At 63.8% G+C, this 26050-nt stretch carries 27 protein-coding genes; 13 read left to right on the top strand and 14 right to left on the bottom strand.

Annotated features, from left to right (window positions below; all coding sequences use genetic code 11):
- Positions 1–146 precede the first annotated feature (146 nt).
- The 5 genes from AC04SH_RS12610 to AC04SH_RS12590 all read left to right on the top strand — a co-directional run bounded on the left by AC04SH_RS12610 (position 147) and on the right by AC04SH_RS12590 (position 5709).
- Positions 147–1154: a ribonuclease T2 family protein gene (locus AC04SH_RS12610; protein ID WP_488575251.1), complete on the top strand. Its 1008-nt coding sequence runs from the start codon at positions 147–149 to the stop codon at positions 1152–1154.
- Positions 1155–1222: 68 nt separating this feature from the next.
- Positions 1223–1837, top strand: a complete 615-nt coding sequence (locus AC04SH_RS12605) for a hypothetical protein (RefSeq protein WP_488575250.1) — start codon at positions 1223–1225, stop codon at positions 1835–1837.
- Positions 1838–1990: 153 nt separating this feature from the next.
- Entirely contained in the window at positions 1991–3640 is a 1650-nt protein-coding gene (gene ettA / locus AC04SH_RS12600; RefSeq protein WP_488575249.1) for an energy-dependent translational throttle protein EttA, read from the top strand.
- A 46-nt stretch (positions 3641–3686) separates the two neighbouring features.
- Positions 3687–4457, top strand: a complete 771-nt coding sequence (gene tam / locus AC04SH_RS12595) for a trans-aconitate 2-methyltransferase (protein ID WP_488575248.1) — start codon at positions 3687–3689, stop codon at positions 4455–4457.
- 130 nt (positions 4458–4587) lie between these two features.
- Complete coding sequence (locus AC04SH_RS12590) at positions 4588–5709, top strand: beta-ketoacyl-ACP synthase III (RefSeq protein ID WP_488575468.1); 1122 nt, start codon at positions 4588–4590, stop codon at positions 5707–5709.
- Here AC04SH_RS12590 and AC04SH_RS12585 read toward each other — a convergent pair whose 3' ends face one another.
- The 3 genes from AC04SH_RS12585 to AC04SH_RS12575 form a co-directional block, all read right to left on the bottom strand.
- Positions 5710–6276, bottom strand: coding sequence for a methyltransferase family protein (locus AC04SH_RS12585; RefSeq protein ID WP_488575247.1), 567 nt, complete (start codon positions 6274–6276; stop codon positions 5710–5712). It lies immediately after the preceding gene.
- 107 nt (positions 6277–6383) lie between these two features.
- Positions 6384–6776, bottom strand: a complete 393-nt coding sequence (locus AC04SH_RS12580; protein ID WP_488575246.1) for a VOC family protein — start codon at positions 6774–6776, stop codon at positions 6384–6386.
- A 32-nt stretch (positions 6777–6808) separates the two neighbouring features.
- Positions 6809–7231 (bottom strand): hypothetical protein, encoded by a 423-nt coding sequence (locus AC04SH_RS12575; RefSeq protein ID WP_477231557.1) that lies wholly within the window; start codon positions 7229–7231, stop codon positions 6809–6811.
- Positions 7232–7343: 112 nt separating this feature from the next.
- On the opposite strand from AC04SH_RS12575, the gene AC04SH_RS12570 reads away from it, so the two are divergent.
- Positions 7344–7973 carry a TetR/AcrR family transcriptional regulator gene (locus AC04SH_RS12570; RefSeq protein WP_488575245.1) on the top strand — a complete coding sequence of 210 codons (630 nt, stop codon included), beginning with the start codon at positions 7344–7346 and terminating at the stop codon, positions 7971–7973.
- Complete coding sequence (locus tag AC04SH_RS12565; protein WP_488575244.1) at positions 7970–8608, top strand: MOSC domain-containing protein; 639 nt, start codon at positions 7970–7972, stop codon at positions 8606–8608. The genes AC04SH_RS12570 and AC04SH_RS12565 overlap by 4 nt, the downstream gene beginning before the upstream one ends.
- Positions 8609–8669: 61 nt before the next feature.
- On the opposite strand, the gene AC04SH_RS12560 is transcribed toward AC04SH_RS12565, so the two are convergent.
- From AC04SH_RS12560 to AC04SH_RS12550, 3 genes are all read right to left on the bottom strand, one after another.
- The gene (locus AC04SH_RS12560) at positions 8670–9512 is read right to left on the bottom strand and encodes an SDR family oxidoreductase (protein ID WP_488575243.1); all 843 of its coding nucleotides are present in this window, start codon (positions 9510–9512) and stop codon (positions 8670–8672) included.
- 150 nt (positions 9513–9662) lie between these two features.
- Positions 9663–10622: a D-amino acid aminotransferase gene (locus AC04SH_RS12555; protein WP_488575242.1), complete on the bottom strand. Its 960-nt coding sequence runs from the start codon at positions 10620–10622 to the stop codon at positions 9663–9665.
- Complete coding sequence (locus AC04SH_RS12550) at positions 10619–12136, bottom strand: HAL/PAL/TAL family ammonia-lyase (RefSeq protein ID WP_488575241.1); 1518 nt, start codon at positions 12134–12136, stop codon at positions 10619–10621. Before AC04SH_RS12550 ends, AC04SH_RS12555 begins: the two co-directional genes overlap by 4 nt.
- Positions 12137–12248: 112 nt before the next feature.
- On the opposite strand from AC04SH_RS12550, the gene AC04SH_RS12545 reads away from it, so the two are divergent.
- On the top strand, positions 12249–12755 hold the full coding sequence (locus AC04SH_RS12545) for a hypothetical protein (protein ID WP_488575240.1): 507 nt from the start codon (positions 12249–12251) through the stop codon (positions 12753–12755).
- Positions 12756–12815: 60 nt separating this feature from the next.
- On the opposite strand, the gene AC04SH_RS12540 is transcribed toward AC04SH_RS12545, so the two are convergent.
- Positions 12816–13130 carry a DUF2293 domain-containing protein gene (locus tag AC04SH_RS12540; RefSeq protein ID WP_477231550.1) on the bottom strand — a complete coding sequence of 105 codons (315 nt, stop codon included), beginning with the start codon at positions 13128–13130 and terminating at the stop codon, positions 12816–12818.
- On the bottom strand, positions 13127–13633 hold the full coding sequence (gene tsaA, locus AC04SH_RS12535; protein WP_488575239.1) for a tRNA (N6-threonylcarbamoyladenosine(37)-N6)-methyltransferase TrmO: 507 nt from the start codon (positions 13631–13633) through the stop codon (positions 13127–13129). Before tsaA ends, AC04SH_RS12540 begins: the two co-directional genes overlap by 4 nt.
- A 167-nt stretch (positions 13634–13800) precedes the next feature.
- Here tsaA and AC04SH_RS12530 point away from each other — a divergent pair, with 167 nt between their 5' ends.
- Positions 13801–14823 carry an ArsR/SmtB family transcription factor gene (locus tag AC04SH_RS12530; protein WP_477231549.1) on the top strand — a complete coding sequence of 341 codons (1023 nt, stop codon included), beginning with the start codon at positions 13801–13803 and terminating at the stop codon, positions 14821–14823.
- Positions 14823–15740, top strand: a complete 918-nt coding sequence (gene metF, locus AC04SH_RS12525; RefSeq protein ID WP_488575238.1) for a methylenetetrahydrofolate reductase [NAD(P)H] — start codon at positions 14823–14825, stop codon at positions 15738–15740. The genes AC04SH_RS12530 and metF overlap by 1 nt, the downstream gene beginning before the upstream one ends.
- 406 nt (positions 15741–16146) lie before the next feature.
- Here the strand turns inward: metF and AC04SH_RS12520 are convergent, their stop codons facing one another.
- On the bottom strand, positions 16147–17046 hold the full coding sequence (locus AC04SH_RS12520) for a DMT family transporter (RefSeq protein ID WP_488575237.1): 900 nt from the start codon (positions 17044–17046) through the stop codon (positions 16147–16149).
- A gap of 212 nt (positions 17047–17258) precedes the next feature.
- Here AC04SH_RS12520 and AC04SH_RS12515 point away from each other — a divergent pair, with 212 nt between their 5' ends.
- On the top strand, positions 17259–18479 hold the full coding sequence (locus AC04SH_RS12515) for an alanine racemase (protein WP_488575236.1): 1221 nt from the start codon (positions 17259–17261) through the stop codon (positions 18477–18479).
- Here AC04SH_RS12515 and AC04SH_RS12510 read toward each other — a convergent pair.
- Positions 18476–19207, bottom strand: coding sequence for an SDR family oxidoreductase (locus AC04SH_RS12510; protein ID WP_477231545.1), 732 nt, complete (start codon positions 19205–19207; stop codon positions 18476–18478). The two genes, AC04SH_RS12515 and AC04SH_RS12510, sit on opposite strands and share 4 nt — an antisense overlap.
- A gap of 89 nt (positions 19208–19296) precedes the next feature.
- Between AC04SH_RS12510 and AC04SH_RS12505 the strand changes: the two genes are divergently transcribed.
- Positions 19297–20238 (top strand): LysR family transcriptional regulator, encoded by a 942-nt coding sequence (locus tag AC04SH_RS12505; protein WP_488575235.1) that lies wholly within the window; start codon positions 19297–19299, stop codon positions 20236–20238.
- 37 nt (positions 20239–20275) lie between these two features.
- Here the strand turns inward: AC04SH_RS12505 and AC04SH_RS12500 are convergent, their stop codons facing one another.
- Together AC04SH_RS12500 and AC04SH_RS12495 are read right to left on the bottom strand one after the other, a co-directional pair.
- A complete protein-coding gene (locus tag AC04SH_RS12500; RefSeq protein ID WP_488575234.1) occupies positions 20276–21505 on the bottom strand; it encodes a lytic murein transglycosylase in 1230 nt (409 codons plus the stop codon).
- 32 nt (positions 21506–21537) lie between these two features.
- A complete protein-coding gene (locus AC04SH_RS12495; protein WP_488575233.1) occupies positions 21538–22335 on the bottom strand; it encodes a glycoside hydrolase family 25 protein in 798 nt (265 codons plus the stop codon).
- 237 nt (positions 22336–22572) lie between these two features.
- Here AC04SH_RS12495 and AC04SH_RS12490 point away from each other — a divergent pair, with 237 nt between their 5' ends.
- Positions 22573–23952 (top strand): serine hydrolase domain-containing protein, encoded by a 1380-nt coding sequence (locus tag AC04SH_RS12490; protein ID WP_488575232.1) that lies wholly within the window; start codon positions 22573–22575, stop codon positions 23950–23952.
- A 57-nt stretch (positions 23953–24009) separates the two neighbouring features.
- On the opposite strand, the gene AC04SH_RS12485 is transcribed toward AC04SH_RS12490, so the two are convergent.
- Both AC04SH_RS12485 and AC04SH_RS12480 read right to left on the bottom strand, forming a co-directional pair.
- A complete protein-coding gene (locus AC04SH_RS12485) occupies positions 24010–24732 on the bottom strand; it encodes a class I SAM-dependent methyltransferase (RefSeq protein WP_488575231.1) in 723 nt (240 codons plus the stop codon).
- Positions 24729–25976 carry a BtaA family protein gene (locus tag AC04SH_RS12480; RefSeq protein WP_488575230.1) on the bottom strand — a complete coding sequence of 416 codons (1248 nt, stop codon included), beginning with the start codon at positions 25974–25976 and terminating at the stop codon, positions 24729–24731. Before AC04SH_RS12480 ends, AC04SH_RS12485 begins: the two co-directional genes overlap by 4 nt.
- Positions 25977–26050: the final 74 nt, after the last annotated feature.

The following is a 26050-nucleotide window of genomic DNA, read 5'->3' as shown; positions in this document are numbered from 1 at the left end:
GGCGACGGCGCGACCGACGTCAAGGGGAGGTCGGGAAGCGCCAGCCGCACCTGGTGGAGATTGTTTTTTGCGGCAGACGAAAGAAATCGTAATTCTGACATGTCGTACGTTTCTAGCTTGCGGCATGAAACGCTAGGAGTTCTCGAATGCGGATATCGGCGATATGGGCTGCGGTGTTGGTGGCGCTGGCCAGCGCAGGCATGGCGCGAGCCGACGTCAAGATGAGCGGCTCTTTCGTCGCAGACGCTGCCTGTCCGGCAACGCAGGCGATCAAGAGCGGCAAGAATCCGGGCAATGTCTCGACGACTGCCGGGCAAAGCTACGATCTCCTGGCCGGCAACAAGGATGCGCCGACGCATTATCTCATCCGTGTGCCGGGGGCCGATCCGGAACGCCGCTGGGTCAAGATCAGCTGTGGCCATGTTACCGGCGGCAGCGCGTCGACCCAACCGGCTGGACCTGCCGATCAGGGCAAGTCTGCGGCTTCGGGAAAGCCCGAATATGTCTTTGCGCTGAGCTGGCAGCCGGCCTTCTGCGAAACCAAGTCGAGTAAGCCCGAATGCCAGGCGCAGACAGCAGGCGGTTTCGACGCGTCGCATTTCACGCTGCACGGCCTGTGGCCACAGCCGAACGGCAACTTTTATTGCCAGGTGCCGGCGAGTGACAAGGCCAATGACAATCCGGCCCACTGGGGCGACCTGCCGCCGGTCGATCTCGATGCCAACACGCGCGCCGAGCTTGACCAGGTGATGCCGGGCACGGCGTCCAAGCTCGAACGGCACGAATGGATCAAGCATGGCACCTGCTACGGCAAGAGCCAGCAGGAGTATTTTGCCGAGGCGTTGAACCTGATGCGGGCGGTAAATGCCTCGCCGGTGCGCGATCTTTTCACCAAGAATGTCGGCAAGCAGCTCACCTCGGACCAGATCCGCAGCGCCTTCGACAGCGCCTTCGGCAATGGGGCCGGCGCGCGGGTGCGCGTCTCTTGCCTGGTCGATCCATCGAGCGGCAGGCGGCTGATCGGCGAGTTGACGCTCGGCCTGACCGGCCCGATCGGCCCGGACAGTTCGCTGGGCAATCTGATGCTAGCCTCGGCGCCGACGACCAAGGCCGGCTGCCCGAAGGGCTCGGTCGATGCGGCGGGGTTCCAGTAGGATATCCGTCTGTTGCTGGGCAGTGACGCGGTGATACGGTCTGACGCATTTCATTCGGCGGGGTGGCGATGAGTGGCATGACGTCAGGCGCGCTGGCCCGGCTGGCTTTCTGGGCCCGGGGGATGATCGCAATCCAGGACGCTCGCATGGAATGGCCGGGCTTTTCCTATACGGACGCGGAATGGGCGCGCATGCGCGTGCTCGCCGCGCCGATCGGGGCCGGCCGCTACCAGCTGTTCACGATGGTCAATGCGGTGATCTTCATCGCCATTGCCGCGCTCGGCGTCGTCTGTGTCTTCCTGCCGCTGGCAAACCTTTTGTTTCCGGTGCCGGCCGAAACCAGCGCGCTCAAATTCTCGGCTCTGCTGGCGGCTTATGCGTTCCTTATCATCGGTATTGGCCTGCCGATCTCGATGCGCCTGTCCAGTGCGCTGATGGCCTCCAGGGAGATGCGCGCGGGGCTCCTCGCTGAGGCCGGTGACGAGGCACTGGCGGCAAAGGTATCCTGGCAGATCAACCGCATCACGCTCATCATGTGCGGCCTGCTCGTGCCCGGCATCCTGCTGTTCATCGCCTACGACATAGATGCCTGCCCGATCATCACCACGCTGAAATGGCTGGCGATCGTGCTGATGGCCGTCTCAGTTGCGGTCGGCGCGTTGCAGCAGCGCAAGCGGAGCTGATCGACCCGGCGATCTTCGGGAATTTCGACAGGGCTTCGGTGTACACCTGGCTTGAAATGGCAAAAGCGATTGCCGTTCGGCCCGGCATCGCCTACATAGCGCCCAACCTCCATTCAATCCGACATTTTCGGTCAACTGTCAGGGAAAGCGCGCGTGGCACGCCAGTTCATCTATCACATGGCCGGCCTCAACAAGGCCTATGGCACCAAGAAGGTGCTCGAAAACATTCATCTGTCCTTCTACCCGGACGCCAAGATCGGCATTCTCGGCCCCAACGGCGCCGGCAAGTCGACGATCCTCAAGATCATGGCCGGCATCGACAAGGAGTGGAACGGCGAAGCCTGGCTCGCCGAAGGCGCCACCGTCGGCTATCTGGCGCAGGAGCCGGCGCTCGACCCGAACAAGACGGTGTTCGAGAACATCATGGAAGGCGTCGCCGCCAAGACCGCCATCATCGAACGCTACAACGAGCTGATGATGAACTATTCCGACGAGACGGCGGACGAGTCCGCCAAGCTCCAGGACGAGATGGACCGGCTGAACCTGTGGGATCTTGAACAGCAGGTCGAGATGGCGATGGAAGCGCTGGGCTGCCCGCCCAAGGAGGCCGACGTCACCAAGCTTTCGGGCGGCGAGCGCCGCCGCGTCGCGCTCTGCCAGCTGCTGCTGCGCCAGCCCGACCTTCTGCTGCTCGACGAACCGACCAACCATCTCGACGCCGAGACCACGGCGTGGCTGGAAAAGCATCTGCGCGCCTATCCAGGCGCGGTGATGATCATCACCCACGATCGCTACTTCCTCGACAATGTTACCGGCTGGATCCTCGAGCTCGATCGCGGCCGCGGCATTCCCTATGAGGGCAACTACACCAAATACCTGGAAGCCAAGGCCAAGCGCCTCAAGCAGGAAGGTCGCGAGGACGACGCCCGCCAGCGCGCCATCGGCCGCGAGCGCGAGTGGATCCAGTCGAGCCCCAAGGCCCGCCAGACCAAATCCAAGGCGCGTATCCAGGCCTTCCAGGATCTCTTGGATGCAGCCGACAAGCGGCGTCCGACAGATACGCAGATCGTCATCCCGCATGGCGAGCGCCTCGGCAATGTGGTGATCGAGGTCGACGGCCTGTCGAAGGGCTTTGGCGACACGCTGCTGATCGAAGGCCTGGAATTCAAGCTGCCGCCGGGCGGCATTGTCGGCGTCATCGGACCCAACGGCGCCGGCAAGACGACGCTGTTTCGCATGATCACCGGCCAGGAAAAGCCCGATGCCGGCACGGTCCGCATCGGCGAGACGGTCAAGCTCGGCTATGTCGACCAGAGCCGTGACGCGCTCGATCCGTCAAAGACCGTCTGGGAAGAAATCTCGGGCGGCGCCGAAGTGGTCAAGCTCGGAAAGTTCGAGGCCAACACGCGCGCCTATTGTGCGTCGTTCAACTTCCGTGGCGGCGACCAGCAGCAGAAGGTCGGCAACCTGTCAGGCGGCCAGCGCAACCGCGTGCACCTGGCAAAAATGCTGAAGACCGGCGGCAATGTGCTGCTGCTCGACGAACCGACCAACGATCTCGATACGGAAACGCTGGCGGCGCTCGAAGACGCGCTGGAAAACTTCGGCGGCTGCGCCGTCATCATCTCGCACGATCGCATGTTCCTCGATCGTCTGGCCACGCATATCCTCGCCTTCGAGGGCGACAGCCATGTCGAGTGGTTCGAAGGCAATTTCGAGGATTACGAGCAGGACAAGATCCGCCGGCTCGGGCCCGAAGCCGTCAACCCGCACCGCATGACCTACAAGAGGCTGACGCGGTAAGAGGACAACCGGGCGGCGAATTCTCAAGACGATATGAGGAGCTGAAATGGCTGATTGGTCCGCCGCCCAATATCTGAAATTCGAGGATGAGCGCACGCGGCCCGCGCGCGATCTCGTGGCGCAGGTACCGGTCGATTTCCCGCGCCGGGTCGTCGACATAGGCTGCGGGCCGGGCAACTCGACCGAACTATTGGTCGAGCGCTGGCCGGATGCCGAGGTCAGCGGTTTCGACTCCTCTCCCGACATGATCGAGAAGGCGAGGGCACGCCTGCCCAGCGTCAATTTCGATCTCGCCGATGCGTCGACATGGCAGCCGCCCGAGCCGGTCAACGTCATCTTTGCCAATGCGGTGTTCCAGTGGCTGCCCGCGCATCCGGCTGTGTTTCAGCGGCTGATGGGCTTTCTCGCGCCCGGCGGCGCGCTCGCTGTCCAGATGCCCGACAATCTGCTTGAGCCCTCGCATCAGCTGATGCGCGAGACCGCGGCCGAAATGCCGTTCGCCGCCAAGATGGCGGGTGCCGCGCGCGGGCCGTTGCCACCGGTGTCGTTCTACTATGACCTGCTGTCGCCACTCTCCGACCGGGTGGATATCTGGCATACGGCCTATAACCATCCGCTGGCCGACGCCGAAGCGATCGTCGAATGGGTGAAGTCGACGGGGCTGAAGCCTTTCCTCGATCCGCTGGACGCCGGCGAGCGCGAGATGTTCCTCGACAGCTACACGGCCAAGATTGCCAAGGCCTATCCGAAGACCGCAAACGGCAAGGTGCTGCTGCGCTTTCCGCGCATCTTCATCGTCGCCAAGCGGGCCGGCTAGCACTCTGGAGAATGCCGACCAATGTCCTCGGCTTAAGCCGGCGTAAACCGGCCGGGTGAGAAAAGTGTTGCGTCGCGCCTCTTCGTCGCCCACATGAGGACGACAACGCCTGCGCATGAACGGACTGGATATGCATCGCGTCATCATCAGCGGCATCGGCGTTGAAATCCCTGAAGCCAAGATCACCAATGAAGAACTGGTCGCCAGCTTCAATGCCTGGGTCGACACGGAGAATGCGCGTCGTCAAGGCACGGATGAGACGCTGCTGCAGAAATCCGACAGCGCCTTCATCGTCCACGCCTCGGGCGTCCAGACCCGCCATGTGATCGAGCGGGAAGGCATTCTCGATCCGACCCGGATGGCGCCGCGCATTCCGGCGCGGCCCGACGATGCGCTGTCGCTGCAGGCCGAGTTCGGCGTCGCCTCGGCCAAAAAAGCGCTCGACCATGCCGGCCTGAATCCGTCCGATGTCGACCTGGTGATCTGCTCGGCCTCGCACCAGCAGCGGCCCTATCCGGCGATCGCCATCGAAATGCAGGAGGCACTGGGCACCAAGGGCGCCGGCTTCGACATGGGCCTTGGCTGTTCGTCCGCCGCGGCCGCCTTGCACATCGCGGTCAATCTGGTGCGGACGGGCGCGCACAAACGCGTGCTGGTGGTTACCCCGGAGATCATCACCGGCCATCTCAATTTCCGCGACCGGCAGACGCATTTTATCTTCGGCGACGCGTCCGTGGCGATGGTGGTCGAGGGGCTGGCCAAGGGCGAGAAACGGCCGGGGCGCTTCGAGGTGCTGGACACCCGCACCTGGACGCAGATGTCGAACAACATCCGCACCAATCTGGGCTACCACACCCGCACCGCGCAGGACGATCCCTACATGATCAGCCTCGAGGGCAATCTGATCAAACAGGTCGGCAACAAGGTGTTCAAGGAAGTCACCGTCGCCGGCCACAAATTCATCGTCGAGTTCCTCGCCGAACACGGGCTGACGCCGCAGGCCGTCCGCCGCTTCTGGCTGCATCAGGCCAATGCGCGAATGAACGCCATGATCCTGAAGCTGGCCTTCGGCCACGAGGTCGACCATGACCGCGCGCCGATGGTGCTGGAGCGGCTCGGCAACACCGCCGGCGCCGGCGCCATCATTGCGCTTTCGGAAAACCATGCCGACATGAAGCCCGGCGATTTCGGCGTGCTGTGCGCCTTCGGCGCCGGCTATTCGATCGGCGGCGCGCTGCTCAGAATGCTGTAGTCAGGCTGGCGTGAACGGCACCAACATCGGCACGCGGCGGGCATAGTCGTCATAGGCGCTGCCGAGTTCGCCGCGCAAAAAGCGCTCCTCGAGCCTTGCCTTCACGACGATGCCGACGGTGAGAAAAACCGCGCCGGCGATGCCCCAGACCGTGCCTTTGGCCGCCATGGTGGCCAGGATGGCCAGCAGCAGCCCGGTATAGATCGGGTGGCGGACCAGCCGGTAGGGGCCGGTGTCGACGACACGGTGTTGGGCCTTGGCCGTCACCGAAGCCGACCAGAGGCGGCCGAGATGCAGCCGCGCCCACCATGCGAATAACAGGCCAACGGCAATGAGCCCGACGCAGATCCACGCTTCGGCAAGGGTCGGAAACCAGAACCGCAGCCGGCCGGCATAGCCATGCGCGGGAATGAACAACAGCACCGCGCCGATCATCCACAAAGCGCGATAGCGAAACTCCGCCTGGATGCCGGCGCGCTTTTGCGCGGGGTCGGACCAAAAGGCGGCTACGAACCAGGACACGACCCAGATCAGCCAGAGCAATGCGATTGCCGTACCGGGACGCATGGGAGACCTCCACCGACTGTCTCACCATGAAGCCGGCGCAGCACGGCGGCAATGCGGCGCAATACGGGACCGGTGCTGCTTTCAGGTAAGAAGATCGTGATCCGCGCTCATGGGCCGGAAAACATCCACTGCACGCCAAAGGCGTCGACCAGCATGCCGAAGCTGGTTCCCCAAATTTGCCCTGCCAGCGGTACAGTGATCCGGCCGCCTGCGGCCATGCGGTCGAAAAGCTCCCGCATTTTGGCCGGATCGTCGAACTCCAGCATCATCGCGGAGCCCTTCATCGGCTCCGCATCGTCATTGTCCGAGGCATGAAACAGCACGCCCGGACCTTCGAAGCGCGCATGCAGCACCTTTCCCCGCATGGCTTCGGTTCGCACGGGCATGCCGTTGTCGCCCCAGCGCAGCAGGATGGTTGCCCGACCGAGGCCGCTCTCTTCGTAGAAGGCCAGCGCTGGCTCGCAATTGGTGGTGAAGAACAGCGAAGGGGAGAGCCGCATCTAGTTGGGTCCTGCTCGGTGCGCTTGCCGCATCACTGCGCAGCCGCGGTTGCGGCCGCGATGAGCGCGTCGCCGGTGTATTGCCTGTCACCGATGCCCCAGCCGCCGTCGGGCGCGTTGACGATGTTGACCCAGGTGTTTTCGGGCCTGTGACCGGGCACGCAGAGATCGGCGACAATGCTGGCGGCAGTGGTGATGAAGGCGCTGCGGGCTTCAAGCGAGCCGAGGCCGATGTTGGGCAATTTCAACTCGACCATGACGACGGGCCGATTGGCACCGCCGGCATAGATGTGGTGCGGCGGCAGGATGTGGACCGTGCCGCCGACGATGGCGGTAAAGAACGCATTGCCGGTGGCGCCGGAGGCTTCGATCAGGGCGGCGCTGAGACGTGGCAGGATTTCGCGCTCTCCGGCCGGGGTCAGTACGCCTTGCGGTGCGGTCACGGTGATGGGCATTTTTCTATCCTCTCCTGGAGATCGCATGGACTGCAGTTGCTGCTTGCCATGTTTCGTATCGATTGCTACGTTATGGAGGGAGAGCGAGTCAACAGGTTTCGTAACGATCGCTATGGATAATTTGGAAAAGCCGCGTGGCGGCCGGCCGCGTGCCTTCGACCCCGACCGGGCACTGGATGCGGCAATGCATCTGTTCTGGGAGCATGGCTACGAGGCGACGTCGCTCACCATGCTGCGCGAGGCGATGGGGCTGACGCCGCCGCAGATCTACAATGCCTTCACCGACAAGGAGACTTTGTTCCGCAAGGCGCTCGAGCGCTACCACCAGACAGAGATCGGCTTTGCGCTGGAGGCGCTGAGCGCACCGGTGTCGACGGGGGAGGCCATCCGGCGGTTGCTGCTCGGGGCAGCGGAGGCCTATTCCAGGCCCGGCAAGCCCGGTGGCTGCCTGTTCGTCAGCGGTGCGCTGGCGACTTCGCGGCAGGCGCAAGCCATTGCCGATGAACTCAAGACATATCGCAAGGCGAGCGAAGCGGCGATCGCTGGACGGCTGGCGGAGGGCAAGACAAAAGGTGACGTGCCGGAAGGAATGTCCGTCGAGGGCTTCGCCAAATTTCTGGCCGGGACCATGAATGGCATGTCGATCCAGGCGCGAGACGGCGCTTCGGTCGAAGAGCTGCGGGCTTTGGCCGAAACCGCTCTTGCGGCCTTGCCGCTCGGGAGGCAAAACCCAAGGGCATGATTCAGAGACAGGACACCACGCTGGACCTTTTCCCCGAAGCTGAGAAGCCGGTCGAAATCATCCCGGCCAGGAAGCTGGCCGCCAAAGTGGCGGCACTCTACGTCGCGCCATCCGATCACTTCCAGACGCGCCAGGTGGAAGCATTGCAGCTCGGCTTCGACGGCATATCAGGCGACTTCCACGCCGGCGCCACGCGCCGCTCCGGCGGGCGCGAACCCTGGTATCCGCGCGGCACCGAAATGCGCAACGAGAGGCAAATATCGATTGTCGCGGCGGACGAGCTCGCCGTCGTCGCTAAGCGGATGGGACTAGCCGAGATCAAGCCGGAATGGATAGGCGCCAACCTGGTGATCGAAGGCGTGCCGCATCTGTCGATGCTGCCTTCCGGCACCCTGCTGTTCTTCAAGAACGGCGTGACGATCAAGGTCGATGCGCAGAATGGGCCTTGCCGGATCGCCGGGCGTTCGGTTGCCGAAAATGCGGGGATGGCCGATCACGAAGCCGGCGCGCTGGCCTTTCCGAAGGCGGCGAAGCGGTTGCGCGGCCTGGTTGCCTGGGTCGAGAAACCGGGCAGCATCACGGTCGGCGAAGAGATCTCGGTGCGCGTGCCGGAGCAGTGGATTTATCGACCGTAGCGCTGCGAGACGAGAGCCGGCTGCGCCGCCGGGACGGCGCAGCCGGATTTAACAGAAATGTTCAGGCCGCCTTGCGGTTCTTCTTCGCGCCCTGCGCCTCGATGGAAACGTGGTCCCACTTTTCCCAAAGCGCGATGCGGTTGGCGTACTCCTGCTTGATCATCGGCAGGCCGCCATCGCCGAAGAACACGCGCAGCGGCGGCTCGGCGGCATCGACGATTTCGAGCATTGCCGGTCCGGTGGCATCGGGATCGCCGGCAACGGCGCGGCTGCGACGCTCGGCCATCGCGGCGCGGGCGGGTGCATAGGCCTCGATGGCCTTCGAGGTCTTGGCAGAGGCGCCGGACCAGTCGGTCGAGAATCCGCCCGGCTCGACCAGCGTCACATGGATGCCGAACTCGGCTACTTCCAGGCTGAGCGACTGGCTGAACGCTTCCAGCGCCCATTTCGAGGCGTGGTAGAGGCCGAGCGAGGCAAAGGCGTTGACGCCGCCGATCGACGAGATCTGGATGATGTGGCCGGAACGCTGCGCCCGCATGATCGGCAGCGCCGCCTGGGTGACCCAGAGCGCGCCGAAGACGTTGGTCTCGATCTGGTCGCGGGCTTCCTGCTCGCTGACTTCCTCGATGGCGCCGAAATGGCCATAGCCGGCATTGTTGATGACGACGTCGAGCCGGCCAAAGCGCTTGTGCGCCTCGGCTATTGCCGCATCGACGGCTTTCTTGTCGGTGACGTCGAGCTTTATCGCGGCGATGTTGTCGCCGTATTTTGCGACGAGATCGGCGAGCGTGCCGGCATCGCGGGCGGTTGCGGCGACACGGTCGCCACGAGCGAGCGCTGCCTCGGCCCAGACGCGGCCAAAACCTTTCGACGATCCGGTGATGAACCAAACCTTGCTTGTCATGATGTGGAATCCTTGCCCATGCGGGCCGTGAATTGGGGATGGAAACGGAGGCTTCTCCGTTTCTGCCATATACGGCGCATCGCGCGATTTTCCAGAGGCGAGACGAATCTTTTTGCCCCGACGGTCCGGCTGAGCAAGGCGCTCGGCTGGTCAGGGGTAGCGCACCGGGCTCGACCAGGCCGGGTCGTCATGCTTTTGCCAGTAGAGCGCCATCAGCCGGCTGGTGATTGCGCCTATCTTGCCGTCAGCGACAGGCGTGCCGTCGATCACCGTCACCGGCATGATGCCGCCGGCGGTGGAGGTGATGAAGACTTCGTCGGCTCCCTTCAGCGCGGCAACGCTGACATCGGCCGGGGTGGCGGCAAGGCCGGCTTCGGTGCAGAGATCGAAGACAGTGCGCCTGGTGATGCCGGGCAGCACGCCAATGGCCGGCGTCGTCAGGCTGCCATCCTTGACGCAGAACACGTTGAAGCCGGGGCCTTCGGCGACATTGCCGTTGAAGTCGAGAATGAGCGCCGTCTCGGCGCCGCAGTCATAGGCGTCGTAGAGTCCGCGCACCAGATCCAGCCAGTGGTAGTTCTTGATCGCCGGGTCGATCGAGGCCGGCGGAATGCGCACCTTGTCGCTGATGGCGACATGCAGTCCGCGCCGCAACTGCTCGGCATTGGCGACCGAACCGAACGGCACGGCAAATGCCATGAAGCGGTTGATCGCCTGGCGCGGATCGCGGCTGAAGGTCGGCGAAGCGCCGCGCGTGCACAGCATCTCGACGTAGGCGGCGCGGTGGCCCGAGAGCGCCACGCAATTGTGCAGGATCTCGCTGACGCCATCGCGGTCGAACGGGACCGTCATGCGCAATTTCTGCAAGCTGGCGAAGAAGCGGTCGAGATGCAGGTCGAGGCGGAAGAAGCTGCCGTCCCAGACATGCACGGTGTCGTAGGTGGCGTCGGAATGCAGAAAGCCCCAGTCCAGCACCGAGATTTTTGCCTGCGACATCGGCAGATACTGGCCGTCGAGGAAGGCGATGCCGTCGGGATAGGAATGCGGATCGATATGGCGGGCTGAAACGGAAGGCAGTCCTTTGGGTTGCGGGTCGGTGGTGCTGCTCATCTGGCCTCCTTTTGTCCAGCGCTGTCGCTGCCGGCGATCATTGCGGCGATGCCAGCGACATCGCTTCCCAGTTCCCGGTCCTCCTCAAGCGGGGGAACGCGCTCGCGCACCGCCTTGTAGGCCTCATCCGCGCCACGGCCCAGTCCGTCCGTCACGCCGCGGATCTCCACGGCGTAGGCCGAAGCGATCAGCTCCATGGCGATGAGGTAGCGCAAGCGTTCGACGATCTGGCTCGTCTTGGCAATCACCGCCGGCGCCATCGAGGACTGGTCCTCGATCCAGTCGGACACCGCGATCGGGGTCAGCGAGACCGGGTTGGCCAGGAAGCGGATTTCGGCTTCCATGGCGGCAACGGGTTTTTGCAAAATGGCAAAGCCGATGCGGTTCTGGCCCTGCGCCGCCAGGAAACGCGGCAGTTCCGACACGGTGGGGGACATCAGCTTGATCGTCCGGTTGGCAATACCTGCCGCGGCGTGCGCCATAGCCTGGCCGAGCCGCTCCCAGGCGAGGGCGAAGGCGGTCATGTCGAAATTGCCTTGCGACACGATCCTGTCCTCGCTGGTCAGCACGACCGGATTGTCGCCGGAACTGGCGAGCTCGATTTCGGTGGCCGTGCGGGCTTCGTCGATCGCGTGGGTCAGCGCGCCCCAGACCTGCGGAACGCAGCGATAGCTGAGCGGGTCCTGGATGCGCCGGGCAGCACCTTGCGCAAACAGCGCGCTGCCTGCCAAGAGGTCGCGCAGTTGCGCCGCCATCGCCCGCTGGCCAAAGGCGGGCCGTGCCGCCATGGCCGCGTCGTCGAGCGCGCCGAGATTGGCGCGGAACGCCTCGAAGTTCAGGGCGACCGCTTTCAGCGACCAGGAAAATGCGCGCTGTATGTCTTCGAGCGCCAGACAGGCTTGTGCGACCGACAGGCTGTTGGCGACGATGATGGCATGGCCATCCTTGGCGCGGATGTCGAGCGGTTTTAGCCCGGCGCGCCTGAGCGCCTCGGCCGCCGGTATGGTCTCACCGCCATAGTCGGCCTCACCCTGACCAAGCAGGCCCAGCGTCAGATGCGCGAGTGGCGCCAGATCGGCTGCACCCAGCGAGCCAAGCGACGGCACGACGGGATGCACGCCGGCGTTGAGCGCCGTAACCAGCCCTTCGAAGACGGCAGGCGAAATACCGGTGCCGCCGGCGGCCATACCGGCGATCCGCACCGCCATCATGGCGCGCACGGCCTCCTGCGGCAAAGCCGGTCCGAAGCCGACGGAATGACCCAGCGAAACCCGCCTTTGATAGGCGACCAGATCCGCGTCGCTGAGCGGCGTATCGACGGCGGCACCCAGTGCGGTGGTCAGCCCGTAGACCGGACGATTTTCAGCCGCATGGCGCTCGATCACCGCGCGGCTGGCGCGGACCAAGGCGTCGACCTCCGGCGAGATTTCGACCCGCGCGTTGCGGCGGGCAATGGCGGCGATGTCGCGCGCGCTCAGCGGTGTGCCGGTCAGCCGGACAGGTGACGATGTCATGCAAGGATTCCCCTCAATTCGGCTTGGACAAAGCCTCGGCCTGTCGATGCATGCTGGCTGCCTCATTAGACTTGCCTTATGCTGCCTGCGGACATCTTGCCGGGAGGGGACCATGGGCAAGCGGCTCGGCGCCATCATTTTTGCGACAGTCATTTTCGCCACAACGGGAAACGCGTCTGCTCAGTGCGCTCGCGAGGGAGAGGAGCTGTGCCAGAACGGCCAGACCTATCGCTGCGAGAAGACGGGCAGCGAACTGACGCCGATCTTCCAGAATGTGCCTTGCGTGGTCGACGCGACGGGGCTCAACGGCATCTGGACCGGCAGCGGTCACCAAAGCCCGGCCGGAGCTGCCGGCGCCGACTGGGCGATCGCCATGACCATCGGCGATGGCGCTGCGTCGATCGATTATCCTTCGCTCGGCTGTGGAGGATCCCTGACCCAGATTTCCCGGGACGAGAGTTCGGCGGAATACAGGGAAAACATCACCTACGGCCAGGACAAGTGCATGGATGGTGGCGGCATCACGGTCCGGTTCTTCAAGGGAAACCTCTCCTGGACCTGGGTTGGCCAGGCCGACGGCCAGCCCTACAACGCCGTTGCCGTGCTGAGCCGGCAGTAGCCTAATGCATGTCGCTCAAAAGTGGTCCCGGTTTTGAGAGAACGACATGCACAAAAACAGTCACTCCTCTTCATCGTCGGCGTCGAGCAGGCGTGTGGCGCGCCAGCGGGTCAGCACCATGTTGGTCTGCTCGATGACGAAGAACCGCGCCGAGTCGCGGTCGTAGCCCTCGGCCAGCAGTTTCTCATAGTCGGTATGGCCGTGCCTGATATGGGCGATCGTTGCCAGCCATACGGCAATGCCCGGCGGCAGCGTCTTCATGTGCACAGCCCCGGCGTCGGCACGGATTTTCTCCATGTCGGCATAGGGCGCCAGCGGCAGCAGCGCGGTCAGCGCCTTGGCGATGGCGCGGCGGCGGCCGGTGGGCGCGCTCATGTCTCCTCGCGCCCGGCAATGGTCGCCTCGGCGAAGGCGTCGGTCGAGGCGAAATAGGGTTTGATGTCGATGACGGGCGTGCCGTCGAGCACATCGATGGCGTCGATATCGATGCGGCCAGTGGACATGTCGACCGCGATCAGCCCGGCGACGTGCAGTCCGATCGGGTTCGGCCGGGCAGGGGAGCGTAGCGAGAAAACGCCTTTCGGTTCAGCCGCATGGCGGGGTTTCTGGACAATCAGTCGCCGCAGTGCGTGATGCAGCCAGGATAGGATGACGATGTGGCTGGCGCGCTCCAGCGCAAGCAGGCCCTCGCGATAGGGTGGGTCGATGAAAACCGTCGCCGCCTGTCCGGTCTCGCGGGCCGCTCGCATGTTCTTCGGGCAGCTTTCCCTGGATGTCCATGGCGAGGCGACGCGGCCGATGAACACGACGTGGCCATCGGGCGGCATGTCGGCCGGGTCTGACTGCAGGAGCTTTTCGCCGTCGCGCGTCTCGAACATGGCTTTCGCCTCTAGCACAAGTTTCCAGTCGATCGTGACGGAAAAGCGTTTCTCGGGCGCGGGGATCACCCGTGCGGCATTTTCTTGTCAGGAAGCGACATAGGCCTTGCCATGTCGTCAAAGCTGACATAAACATATGTTTATATCTTTTCAACGAGAATACGCCAATGCATGTCTCGCTCGATACGATGGTGGATACGTTGAAGGCGGCGGCCGAATCCAGCCGTCTGCGCATCCTGGCGCTGTTGTCGCGTGGCGACCTTACCGTGTCCGATCTCACCGAGATCCTCAGCCAGTCGCAGCCGCGCGTGTCGCGCCATCTGAAGCTGCTGATGGAAGCAGGGCTCATCGGCCGCTACCAGGAGGGCTCCTGGGCGTTCTTCCGGTTGTCGGATACCGATTCTGCCCGCGACTTCGTCATGGGGCTGGTCTCCGGCATTCGCGGCGCCGACCCGCAGGTCGAGCGCGATCTCGAGCGGCTGGCTGCCGTCAAGCGCAAGCGGCAGGACCGCGCCGCCGAATACTTCTCTGAAAACGCTGCCAGCTGGGATCACATCCGCTCGCTGCATGTGCCGGACCGCGCCGTGGAAGCAGCACTGCTCAAGCTGGTCGGCAAGCGGCCGTTCCAGTCGATGCTCGACCTCGGCACCGGCACCGGGCGGCTGCTCGAAATCTTTTCGCCGCTCTACCGACGCGGCGTCGGCATCGACATGTCGCGCGAGATGCTGACGGTGGCGCGCGCCAATCTCGACAAGGCCGGCATTGCCAATGCGCAGGTTCGCCAGGGCGACATCTTTGCGCCGCCGGTCGAGCGCGATGCCTTCGACCTCGTCACCATCCATCAGGTGCTGCACTATCTCGATGACCCCGCCCGTGCCATCCGCGAGGCGGCGAGGCTGCTGCGGCCTTCGGGCCGGCTGGTGATCGTCGACTTCGCGCCGCATGCGCTGGAATTTCTGCGCGACCAGCATGCGCATGTCAGGCTGGGCTTTTCCGACCGGCAGATCTCTGAATGGTTCGCCGAGGCCGGGCTCGACCTTGAAGACAGCCAGGAATTCGAGCCGCGCGGCGGCAACGAAGCCAGGCTCACCGTCAAGCTGTGGCTCGGCCGCGACCGCCGCTTGCTGATCGCCGAACCCTCAAACGACACACTGCCGGCCAAAGCATACCAAATTGGGGAAACCGCCTGATGAACCAGTTCCGATTTTCCCGCCGTCCCGATATTGGCGACAAGGTCCGCGTCTCCTTCGAGTTCTTCCCGCCGAAGACCGATGAGATGGAGGCGCGGCTGTGGGACACCGTCACGCGGCTGGAGCCGCTGAAGCCGAAATTCGTTTCGGTGACCTATGGCGCCGGCGGCTCGACGCGCGAGCGCACGGCCCGCACGGTCAAGCGCATCCTCAACGAGACGACGCTGACGCCGGCGGCGCACATGACCTGCGTTGACGCCGCGCGCCATGAGGTCGACGCCGTGGTTCGCGAATTCGCCGAGATGGGCGTAAAACGCTTCGTCGCCTTGCGCGGCGATCCGGCGGCGGGCGTCGGCACGGCCTACCGGCCGCATCCCGATGGCTATGCCAATGGCGCCGAACTGGTCGGCGCGCTGAAGAGCGCCGGCGATTTCGACATTTCGGTCTCGGCCTATCCGGAAAAGCATCCGGAAAGCCCTGACTTCGCCACCGACTTCGACATGCTCAAGCGCAAGGCCGACAATGGCGCGACCCGGGCGATCACCCAGTTCTTCTTCGACAACGATCTCTACGAGCGTTACGTCGAGAAGGCGCGCCGCGCCGGCATCTACATCCCGATCGTGCCCGGCATCCTGCCGGTGCACAATTTCACTCAGGTCGCCAATTTCTCGGCACGCTGCGGTGCGCTGGTGCCGGCATGGCTGGCCGAGCGCTTCGAGGGACTACAAAACGACCCGCAGACGCATGCTTTGGTGGCATCGGCCGTGGCCGCAGAGCAGGTGCTCGACCTTGTCGAGCGCGGCGTCAGCGATTTCCACTTCTACACCATGAACCGGGCCGACCTGGTGTTCGCGATCTGCCACATGATCGGCATCCGCTCCCACGAAACAGAGGCAGCCGGATCGGCGGCAGCCTGAGGTTCGTGGTATGAAATCTGAAATGCAAAAGGCCGGGCGAAAAACCCGGCCTTTCGAATTTGTGGGCTAGTTGCTGCTATCTTCTTCCGCTCTGGCGGTTACGGAAGAACGCCTATGATAAGGGCGCCAATGAAGGCAAATGCAGCACAGATCATCAATGCGTTGATTGGCCTCGTAAGTCCCATGTCATAGCCTCCTCTATGAAAGAGCTATGGGTGGAGTCTAGGGTCATTTGTGCCACAGGCAAGCGGAAAATATGCTGCAATGCGACGCGATTGTGGAATTTGCGACCTGCCATTTGGCGTTAGGCATTGAAACTCTTCGGCAAATGCCCGCTGGCGGGCTGTGAATAAATTGTGACGGGTCTGTGGCAGAAGCGTGGCATGGCAGCGCTACCATCCCAGTTTTAGCGCCGACCGAACAGCCGTCCGTCGATCGTCACCAGGCCGAAGGCAATCAAGGCCATGCCGCAGAACTCGAACAGAGCGAGCCGCTCGCCGAGGAATAGCAGGCCCAGCAGAATGGCGCTGGCCGGGACGATGAGCGTGACCAGCGAAGCGTTGGTGGCGCCGGCAGAGGCGACGAGATTGAAATAGAGAATGTAGGCGAAGGCGGTGGAGAGCAGTGCCAGCGCCAACACCGCCGCCCAGACCGGCGGCGAGGCCGAGAACAGGCCGGCCGGGCCGTAGGTGAACAGCACCACCGGGATCATGATGATGGTCGACGCCGTCAATTGTCCGGTGGCGATGACGGGCGAGGGCACGCCCTTGAAGCGGCGGGCGATCATCAGCGCGACAGCGTAGGACAGCGAGGCGCCGATCAGCGCGAACTTCGCCCAGACCGGGCCGCCGAGCCCGGCCAGCAGGCCGGGGCCGATCATGACCGCGGTGCCGGCGATGCCGAGCCCGATGCCGGCAAGCTTGTTCCACGACAGCTTTTCGTCCGATGTTAACGCATTGGCGAGGATCAGCGTCCAGAACGGCGTCGTTGCATTGAGCACCGAGGCGACGCCGGCGCCAAGCGCGGTCTGGCCGGCGAAGATCAGCGAGAACGGCACGACATTGTTGGCGAGCGCCAGGAGGAAAAACAGGCCGGCATGCGGAGAGGCGAGGCGGAAGGACGGGCCGCGAATGGCGATCGCCGCGATGGCGACGCGAAACAGCACCAGCACCAGCGGGTGCATCTCGGCAACGGCGATGCGGGCAAAGAAGAATGAACCGCCCCAGATCGCGCCGAGCAACAGAAGCTGGCCCCAGTCCCTGAGCGTCATCGGTCCGCGCTGCACGGATGTCGTGGCAATTGCCATCGTGACAGGTCCTCCCCAAGACGGCATGAATGCCAGCCGCTCAGGCAGAAGGCATATCGGGTTCGGCGACAAGGGCCACCCGAAACCTGATCGTTGGCAAACGCTCGATCCGACGCTAGTCGAAGCGTCAGTGCCCGCCAGACACAGAATTGTTTTCTTTAGCCGCTAGCTTGGATTAATTGTGCGCAGCCGAGAAGTCAGGGGATTCGTCCATGCAGCGATTCGAGAATGCCCGCGAGGCGGCGCTGGCGCTTCGTCCTGACGACCCGGTCTACTGCTTTCGCCCGCAGGTGCTGAAGGCGGACGCCAAACAATTCATGGGCATGTTTCCCGGCAAGACCGCCTATGCGGTCAAGACCAATGGCGAGCAGATCGTGCTGAACGCGCTGGTCGAAGCCGGCGTCACCGCCTTCGACGTCGCCTCGCCCGGCGAGTTCGCTGCCGTGCGCGCGGTCTCACCCGATGCCGAGATGCTCTACATGCATCCGGTCAAGGCGCAGTCGGACATCAAGTTGGCGCTGGAGAAATACGCCATCCGCGTCATTTCGCTCGACCATGAGGACGAGATCACCAAGCTGACGCGTGTGGTGCGGGCGCTCGACATCGATCCGGGCGCCATCAGCGTCTTCGTGCGCATCCAGACCAAGGGCTCGGCGGCTTATGAACTGTCGAAGAAATTCGGCGCCGGGCCGGCCTATGCGGTGGAGCTTGCCGAGCGGCTCAACCGCACCGGCTACAAGGTTGGGCTTTGCTTCCATGTCGGCAGCCAGATCGAGGATCCCGACACCTATGAGCGGGCGCTGGCCTCGGCCGACTGGGTGCGCAACCGGCTGACCTTCGACGTTGCCGGCCTCGATGTCGGCGGCGGTTTTCCCGCCGAATATGGCCATGACCCCAACCGCAAGCAGATCGAGATGCCGTCGCTCGGTCAGATCATGTCGCGGCTGTCGGGCGACCTCAGGGAATATCAGTTCGACCAGATGCCGCTGGTGGCCGAGCCCGGCCGGGTGATCGTGGCGCGCTGCCTGTCACTGATCGTGCGCGTGCTGTTGCGCAAGGGCAAGCGACTCTACATCAATGACGGCATCTGGGCGTCGCTGTCGGATTCATGGACCGGAAAGATCACGCTGCCGGCGCGATTCATCCCCGACCCGGCGATCCGCTCGCGCAATGGCGAGGAAAAGAACATCGTGCCGTTCAAGGTCTGCGGCGCGACCTGCGATTCCGTCGACATTCTGTCCAGGCCATTCTGGCTGCCGGAAACCGTCGACACCGGCGACTGGATCGAGATCGGCCATATCGGCGCCTACTCGCTATCGCTGCGAACCCGCTTCAACGGCTTTTATCCCGACACCTTCGTCGAGGTGACGACACCCTTCGACGAAGGCGACGCGCCGCAAGGGTTTGCCAGCCTGGAGACGATGGCGGATTAGGCCACCCCGCCACCGGCCTGGATATTCTCGCCGGTCAGCCAGCGGGCCTCGTCGCTGGCCAGGAAGACCGCGATATCGGCAACGTCGCGTGGCGCACCGATCCTGCCGAATGGCGACATACCGGCCGCCACGGCGCGATCGCGCTCGGGAAGCAGGTCCGTATCGGTGAAGCCCGGCGACACCGCATTCACAGTGATGCCGCGCGGCCCGAGTTCACGCGAGAGCACGCGTACGAACTGTTCGACGGCGCCCTTGCTTCCGAGATAGAGCGCCGTCTGCGTGAAGAACATCTTGGTGCCGCCGGTGGAGATTGCGATGATGCGGCCGCCGTCTCGCACGCGACGCGCTGCTTCCTGAAGTACGAAGAAGGTGCCCTTGGCATTGGTGCCGAAGACATGGTCGAAATCGGCTTCGGTTGCCTCGGTCAGAAGTTTGATTACGGCGACGCCGACATTGGCAACCACGATATCGATCGCGCCGAACTCACTCTCGGTCTCGTCAAACAGACGGCGGATATCCGAAACGCTGGACATGTCGGCTTGGATGGCGACCGCTTTTCCTCCCTTGCCGGCGATGGCGGCCACGACCTCGTGAGCGGCTTCGTGGTTGCCGACATAGTTGACGATGACGGCAGCGCCCTTGGCCGCGAGCCCTTCGGCGATGGCTCGCCCGATGCCGCGCGAACTGCCGGTGACGAGTGCGGTTTTGCCTTGCAAGGACTTGGACATGATACGTTTCCTTCAATCATTCAGGCCCGCGCCGGTTTCATCTGTCGGCGCCGATAGTCGAGAAATAGGGTCATGCAACTGATCAGATAATGGCCTATTATCTGATTGGCTTGTTAATCCAAGGATACATAATGCGCGGCTCCGAATTCACCGAGCTCAAGGCATTCGCGGCAATCGTGGAAGAGCGTAGCTTCGTCCGCGCCGCCGCCCGGCTGCGTGTATCGCCGCCTGCGCTCAGCCAGTCGATCCGGCAGTTGGAGGCTCGTATCGGGGTCAGGCTGCTTAACCGGACGACCCGCAGTGTTTCACCGACCGCTGCGGGCGATACGCTGTTTGCCCGGCTGGCCGCCGCATTCGTCGAACTGGACGGTGCAGTTGCCGACGTTCAGGCCGGACGAGACCGGCCGGCGGGTTCGCTGCGCATCAATGTGTCGCGCGTCGCGGCGATGCGTTTCATCGCGCCTATCCTGGGCGACTTTCAGCGCGCCTATCCCGAGATCGCGCTGACGGTGATCGTCGACGACATGCTGACCGATATTGTCGAGGGCCGGTTCGACGCCGGAATCCGTCTCGGCGAGCGGCTGCAGAAGGACATGGTGGCAGTCAAGCTCAGCGAGGATCTGCAAATGGCGGCGGTGGCTGCCCCGGCATACCTTGAAGGCCGCGCAATTCCCCGTCATCCCCAGGATCTGCACCAGCACCAATGCATCAATTTTCAGTGGCCGGGCGGCGGCAACATCTACCGGTGGGAGTTTTCGCGCGGCAAACGGGTTCTTGAAATCGCGGTCCAGGGCAGCCTGACGGTCAACGACACCGAGCTGATGCTGAATGCGGCGCTGGGTGGAGCAGGTGTCGCCTACATGATCGACTATCAGGTCCAGCCGTCGATCGCGGCTGGCAGGCTGGTGAGATTTCTTGAGCTCTGGTCGCCCAGCTTCCCAGGCTTCTTCCTGTATCACCCAAGTTCAAGACACGTCCCGCCGGCTTTGCGGGCATTTATCGATTTCGTTCGGGCAAGGAGTAGGGAATAGGGAATGCAGCTTGGGGAGATTCTACTGCCTACTCACTTCACAATTTCCCCAAAAGCTCCGGCGTCGGCCAGCCGTCGACCGGTAGCCCAAGCCGCATCTGTTCCTTGCGGATAGCCTCACGGGTGTTGGTGCCCAGAATGCCGTCGACCGTGCCGACATCGTAGCCACGCGCTTCGAGCTTGGTCTGCAATTCCTTCATCTGGTCGCCATTGAGCCCGGTTTCAGGATTGCGCGGGTCGAATTGCTTTGCCCCTGCCAGCCGTGCCGCGAGGTTGGCGGCAGTCAGCGCGTAGGTGAAGGACTGGTTCCATTCGAGATAGACGTCGAAATTGTCATAGGCGAGGAAGGCCGGGCCCTTGCGGCCCATCGGCAGCGCCAGGCCGGCCTTGAGGCCGTTGTCGATCAGCGGCGTGCCGTCGGGATTGGTAACGCCCCAGGCGGCCCATTGCGACAGCGGCAGCTTGTTGGTGCGGCCGGTCTGCTCCCACGGCATATCCTCGGGCACACGCACTTCCTCGATCCAGGGTTGGTCGCGTTTCCAGCCGCGCGACAGCACCTTGTTGGCCGTGGTCATGATCACGTCGGGCACGCTGCGCCTGAGGTCGACGATGCCATCGCCGTCGCCGTCGACGCCGCGCGCCAGATAGTCGGAGGGCAGGATCTGCGTCTGGCCAACCTCGCCGGCCCAGGCGCCGGTGACGTCGGCCGGCACGACGCCGCGATCGATCAGCATCAACAGCGGCACCAGCTGCGGCCTAAACAGCTGCGGGCGGCGGCAGTCATGCGACAGCGTCACTAAGGCGCTCAGCGTGTGGAAATCGCCCTGCACGGCGCCGAAATCGGTCTCCAGCCCCCAGAAGGCGGCGATGATCGGCGCCTGGACGCCGAACTGCTGGTCGGCGCGGGCAAAGACGTCGGCGTACTTCTTCAGATTGGCCGCGCCCTGCTTCAGCCGGTAGGCCGAGATCATGCGGTTGGAGAACTGGATGAAGGTCTGGGCGAAGACGCCCTGGGCGCGATCGCGCGCCAGCACCTTGTCGTCTATGGAAGCGGCTTCCAGGGCGCTGAGGCCGACAGCGCCGACACCGGCTGCCTTGGCTTCCGCCGCCACGCCTTGTTTCCAGGCTTCGAAGTCGCCGCCGCATTCCTGCGCCGCCGCCGGCATGGCCGCGGCGCTGAGCAGCAGGGCCGCGAGCAGCCCGGAGCGCAGTCGGTTCTTCGACTGTTTCCGGCCCTGATGTCCCTGTGGTTGCAAATCGGTTCGCATGGACCGTCGAAAAGCAGGCGGCAGCGCCGGTGTCAATGCGTGTTCTGCCGCAGCCACTTTTTCCAGGCGGCTTCGCTGCCGTTGAAAACGTTGATATCGGATTTGCCGGTCATGCCGGGAACGATGCCGGTTCCGGTGTATTGCCAGAAGGTGAAGGGGTGGCTGCCGTATTTCTGGCGGGGATGGCCGGCAACCGAGCGCAGCCAGTAGGGATAGCCGCGGAAATTCGCGAGCTCATTGTCGTCGAAGAAGTCGACCGAGGTGTAGATGATCGGCTTCTTGCCGTAGTGCCGTTCGACGATTTCGAGAAAGGTGGTCATCTCCGCGCGCACCGTCGCCGGATCCGGGCGCAGCCGGCAGGTCGGCGATTTCGGGTTCCATTCCATGTCGAGCACCGGCGGCATGGCCGAACGGTCGACGGGCACGTTCTCGATGAACCAGCGCGCCTGGGTGGCGGCCGGCGTGCAGAAATAGAAAAAATGGTAGGCCGCGCGCGGAATGCCATTGGCTTTGGTGCGGGTCCAATGCTCGTTGAAATACTCGTCGAAACGATCGCCGCCCTCGGTCGCCTTGATGAAGGCGAAGGAGATGCCGTTGGCCTTGGCTGTCGGCCAGTCGACCGACGTCTGGTACTTTGAGACATCGGTGCCGTGCACGGCGTAATTCCAGGGCGCGCCGCTGTCCCATTCATGCGGCTTGGAGTCTTCGAAGCGCGGTGCGCGCACCGCAACCGTCGGGCTGCTCGAAGGCGACATCGACGGCACGAGATCGCCGGCGGTCGAGCAGGCGGCCAGCAGCGTCAACGTGATGAGGGCCGCGAAACGGCGCATCGCATTTCCCGAGCCGGAATCAGCCGGTCGCTGTTGGGTTTTGTTGTTGCGGGTGGCCCCACCAGACCAGACGATCGCCCCACAGCATCGCCCGATTCTCCAGTGATCGCCGATCATGGTTGATAACAGGTTGACGGCGCTCAACAAGAACACCGATTTTGCGGAAGCAATGGCGGCAAATCGATGACATAGATCGAGCCGCAAGCCACCGGGCAGCGGAAAAGCGGGGACTAAAAGATGCGGGTCGTCGTGAAGATCATCAAATGGCTGCTTGGCCTGGTCGTGCTGGCGGTCGCCGCCTTGTTTGCCTGGCTCTACATCGCGCCGCCGGAACTGATCCGCGTTGGCTCGGGCTATTCAGCCAAGATCGTCTGCTCGAATGTTTTTATCGCCGGGCGTGAGCCCAACGAGGTGCTTGCCGTCGACGTGCAGGCACCGGGCCATCCACTGCTCAGGCTGATGAAAGTGTCAGTCGACAAGAACAGGGGGACCGTCTCGGCCCGGCTGCTCGGCTTCCTCGGCAAGAGCGTTGCCGTCGCGCGCCACGGCTTGGGTTGCGCCTCGGTTCCCGATGGCGATGTCGGCAAGGTACGGCGCACGACAATCCCTGCCGAAGCGTCGGCGACCACCAAGGGCGATCTGTGGCCGGAGGGAGATCGGGTCGATGCCTCGCAGAATCCCGAGATCGGCAAGATCCTCGACGATGCAGGGATGAGCGGAACCGGCATGCGGGCTGTGGTGGTGGTGAAGAACGGCCGCATCGTCGCCGAGCGCTATGGCGACGGCTTTTCGGCGAAGACGCCGCTGCTCGGCTGGTCGATGACCAAGACGGTCAATGCCGCGCTTGTCGGCACGCTGGTCAAGGACGGCAAGATGGCGGTGACCGATCGGGGCCTGTTCGGCCCCTGGAAGGCGGACGGCCGCGCCGCCATCAGTCTCGCTGACATGATGGCGATGTCGAGCGGGCTGGAGTTCAACGAGGATTATGGCGACGTCGCCGATGTAACGCGCATGCTCTATCTCGAGCCCGACATGGCAGGCTTTGCCGAAGCCAAGCCGCTGACCGGCGACGTCGGCAAGGTGTTTTCCTATTCGAGCGGCACAGCAGTGATGCTGTCACGGCTGTGGCAGGATGCGATCGGAGATAAGGCGAAGGCGCTGGCTTGGCCTCGGACAGCGCTGTTCGCGCCGCTCGGCATGCAAAGCGCGGTGCTCGAAACAGACGAAGAGGGCACCTTCGTCGGCTCGTCCTATCTCTACGCCACCGGCCATGACTGGGCGCGCTTCGGCCAGTTCCTGCTGCAGGGCGGGGTGTGGAACGGCAACCAGATCCTGCCGGCCGGTTTCGTTGACTGGATGCGCGAACCGGCGACCGCCTCGAAAGTCTATGGCAAGGGCCAGTTGTGGATCGAGGCGCCGGGCGACGAAGAAAATCCTGGCGCCGGCGTCGCCGCCGGCCTGCCCAAGGACACCTACTGGATGGAGGGCCATGACGGCCAGACGGTCGCCATCATCCCGTCGGAGCAGTTGGTGGTGGTGCGGCTCGGGCTGACCCCGGCCAAGCTCGCCTACCGGCCGCAGGTGATGGTTGGTGCGCTGGTGAAGGCGCTGCATTAGCTCCCTTTACCCTCCCCTTGATGGGGAGGGTCGGCGCGCAGCGCCGGGGTGGGGTGCCTAGCGCTTCACCCCCACCCGCGCCTTCGGCGCGACCTCCCCCATCGAGGGGGAGGTAAGGTTGTGCGATGCGATCACGGCGAGCCAGGCGTAGCCGCGATAAAGCGTGCGGAAACGGAAGGGTGCGCCGGTTCGCCGAGATTCCGATTCCAGGACTTCGCGCAACGATTCACGCGGGGTGACATGGAACTTTTTGAGCCAACCGCGCAACACGGTCCGGAACCAGCGCGGCAGGCCTTCCTGCTGGCCGAAATCGACGACATGCAATGAGCCGCCGGGCGCAAGTGCTGCAAGCGCTGCTGAAACCGTCTTTTCCCAGCCAGGAATCATCGACAGCGAATAGGACACGAAGATACGGTCGAAACGCTCGACGCCGAACAGTGTCTTGGCGTCGAAATCGGTGGCATCGCCGCGCGCCAGCACGACGCGGCCGGACAGGCCTTCGCGCCCAATCGCCTTGCTGGCGGTCTCCAGCATCTCGGCCGAGATGTCGAGGCCGTAGAAACGGGCATCGGGGTAGCGGCGAGCGGCAAGGGCGATGTTGCGGCCGGTGCCGCAGCCAAGTTCGAGCGCGGTTCCTTTCGCCGGCACATCCAGCCCCGATATCATCTGGTCGCGGCCGAGCAGGTAATATTTGCGGGTCAGGTCGTAGATGTGGCGCTGCCAGCGATAGACGCCGTCCATCAGTTCGGCATGGTTGGCCGGCAGCTCGCTCGTGCTCATGCGGTGCGCTTCACATAGAGGTGGAAGCCGCCATAGATCGCCGAGCGGTCGCGGGCCGAATAGTCGCGCGAGGCCTCATCCTCATAGGTCCACTGGTCGAGCAGCGAAGTCGAGACGCGGCCGGGCAGCAGGCTGGGTTCGGCGGCGGTGCGGAAGATGACGCGGGCGCCGACCGAGGCGGTGCGGGTGATCTCCGACCACAGCGCGTTGAGCTGGTCGTCGGTCATCCAGTCCTGCGCGTCGAGCAGGATGAAGCGGTCGACGGTTCCGGCATCCTTGCCGGCCAGGAATTCGATCAGATTGGCGTGATGGATGCCGACGCGACCGACCTTGTTGCGGATCGCTTTGTAGTTGGCCTCTTCGAGATAGGCGGGAAGGGCCGCTTCGCCCGGATTGGGATAGCGGCGGGCGAAAGCCTGCCAGGCGAAGTAATTGTTCTTCAATGGAAAATCGCAAGCGAGCTTTTCCAGCCGGGCCTTCAGCACGCTGGCCATCGAGCCGTCGCCCGAGGTGATCAGCGAATCGTACTGCGCCGGCGGAATGCCGAGACCGAACAGCGAGGCCTTGCGCGACGTCGCCCAGCGCAACAGCTTCTTGTCGAAGACCGGCGCCAGCTCTTCGTTGAAGAAGCGGCGCTGGTCGGCAATGCTCTTCGACGCCATGATCCTGGCGGGATCGACGCCGAAGAATTTGGCGGTGCGATGGCCCATGGCGATGAACAGGCCGAGCAGGCCGGTCTGGTAGAAATTGCGATCGAAGACGGTGATGCGCCGGCGGCCGCGCCAGTTGCGACGCTCCCAGTAATGGCGGCTGACCGGATCGAGATGCGGCGCGATGAAGCGGTCATAGGCTTCCGAATTGTGGCTGGTGTCGGCGGCGCCAAAGAAGCGGAACAGATCGCCCTGCGAAGGCAGATGCCGCACCGCCTCCAGCTTCATCCGGTTCAAGGCGATGTGGGCGGCGTTGAGATCGACCGCATCGACGCGTTCAGGCGAGCGTGTGAGGTAAGCGAGGATATTGCAGCCGCCGGAGGCGATGGTGACGACGCGGTGGCCCTGGCCAAGCCGCATGGCCTCCATGTCGACTTCAGGGTCTTCCCAGATCTGCGGGTAGACGAGGCCGGAAAACAGCAGCGCGAACAGCCGCTCGGAAAGGCCGGCCTTCGACAGCGGGCGGTTCTGGTAGACGGCTTTTCCAACTTCCTTGCCACGGCGAAAGACCAGATCTGCCGAAACGTCCGTCATGGCTAATGATTCCCCGTTTGCTTTGGCGCAAGCGGGTAGCGCAGCGTCATGACAAGCCAGTGACAGGCTGTTGA

The organism is Mesorhizobium sp. CNPSo 4688, from assembly GCF_057784295.1.
This window is presented reverse-complemented; position numbering and strand designations above follow the sequence as displayed.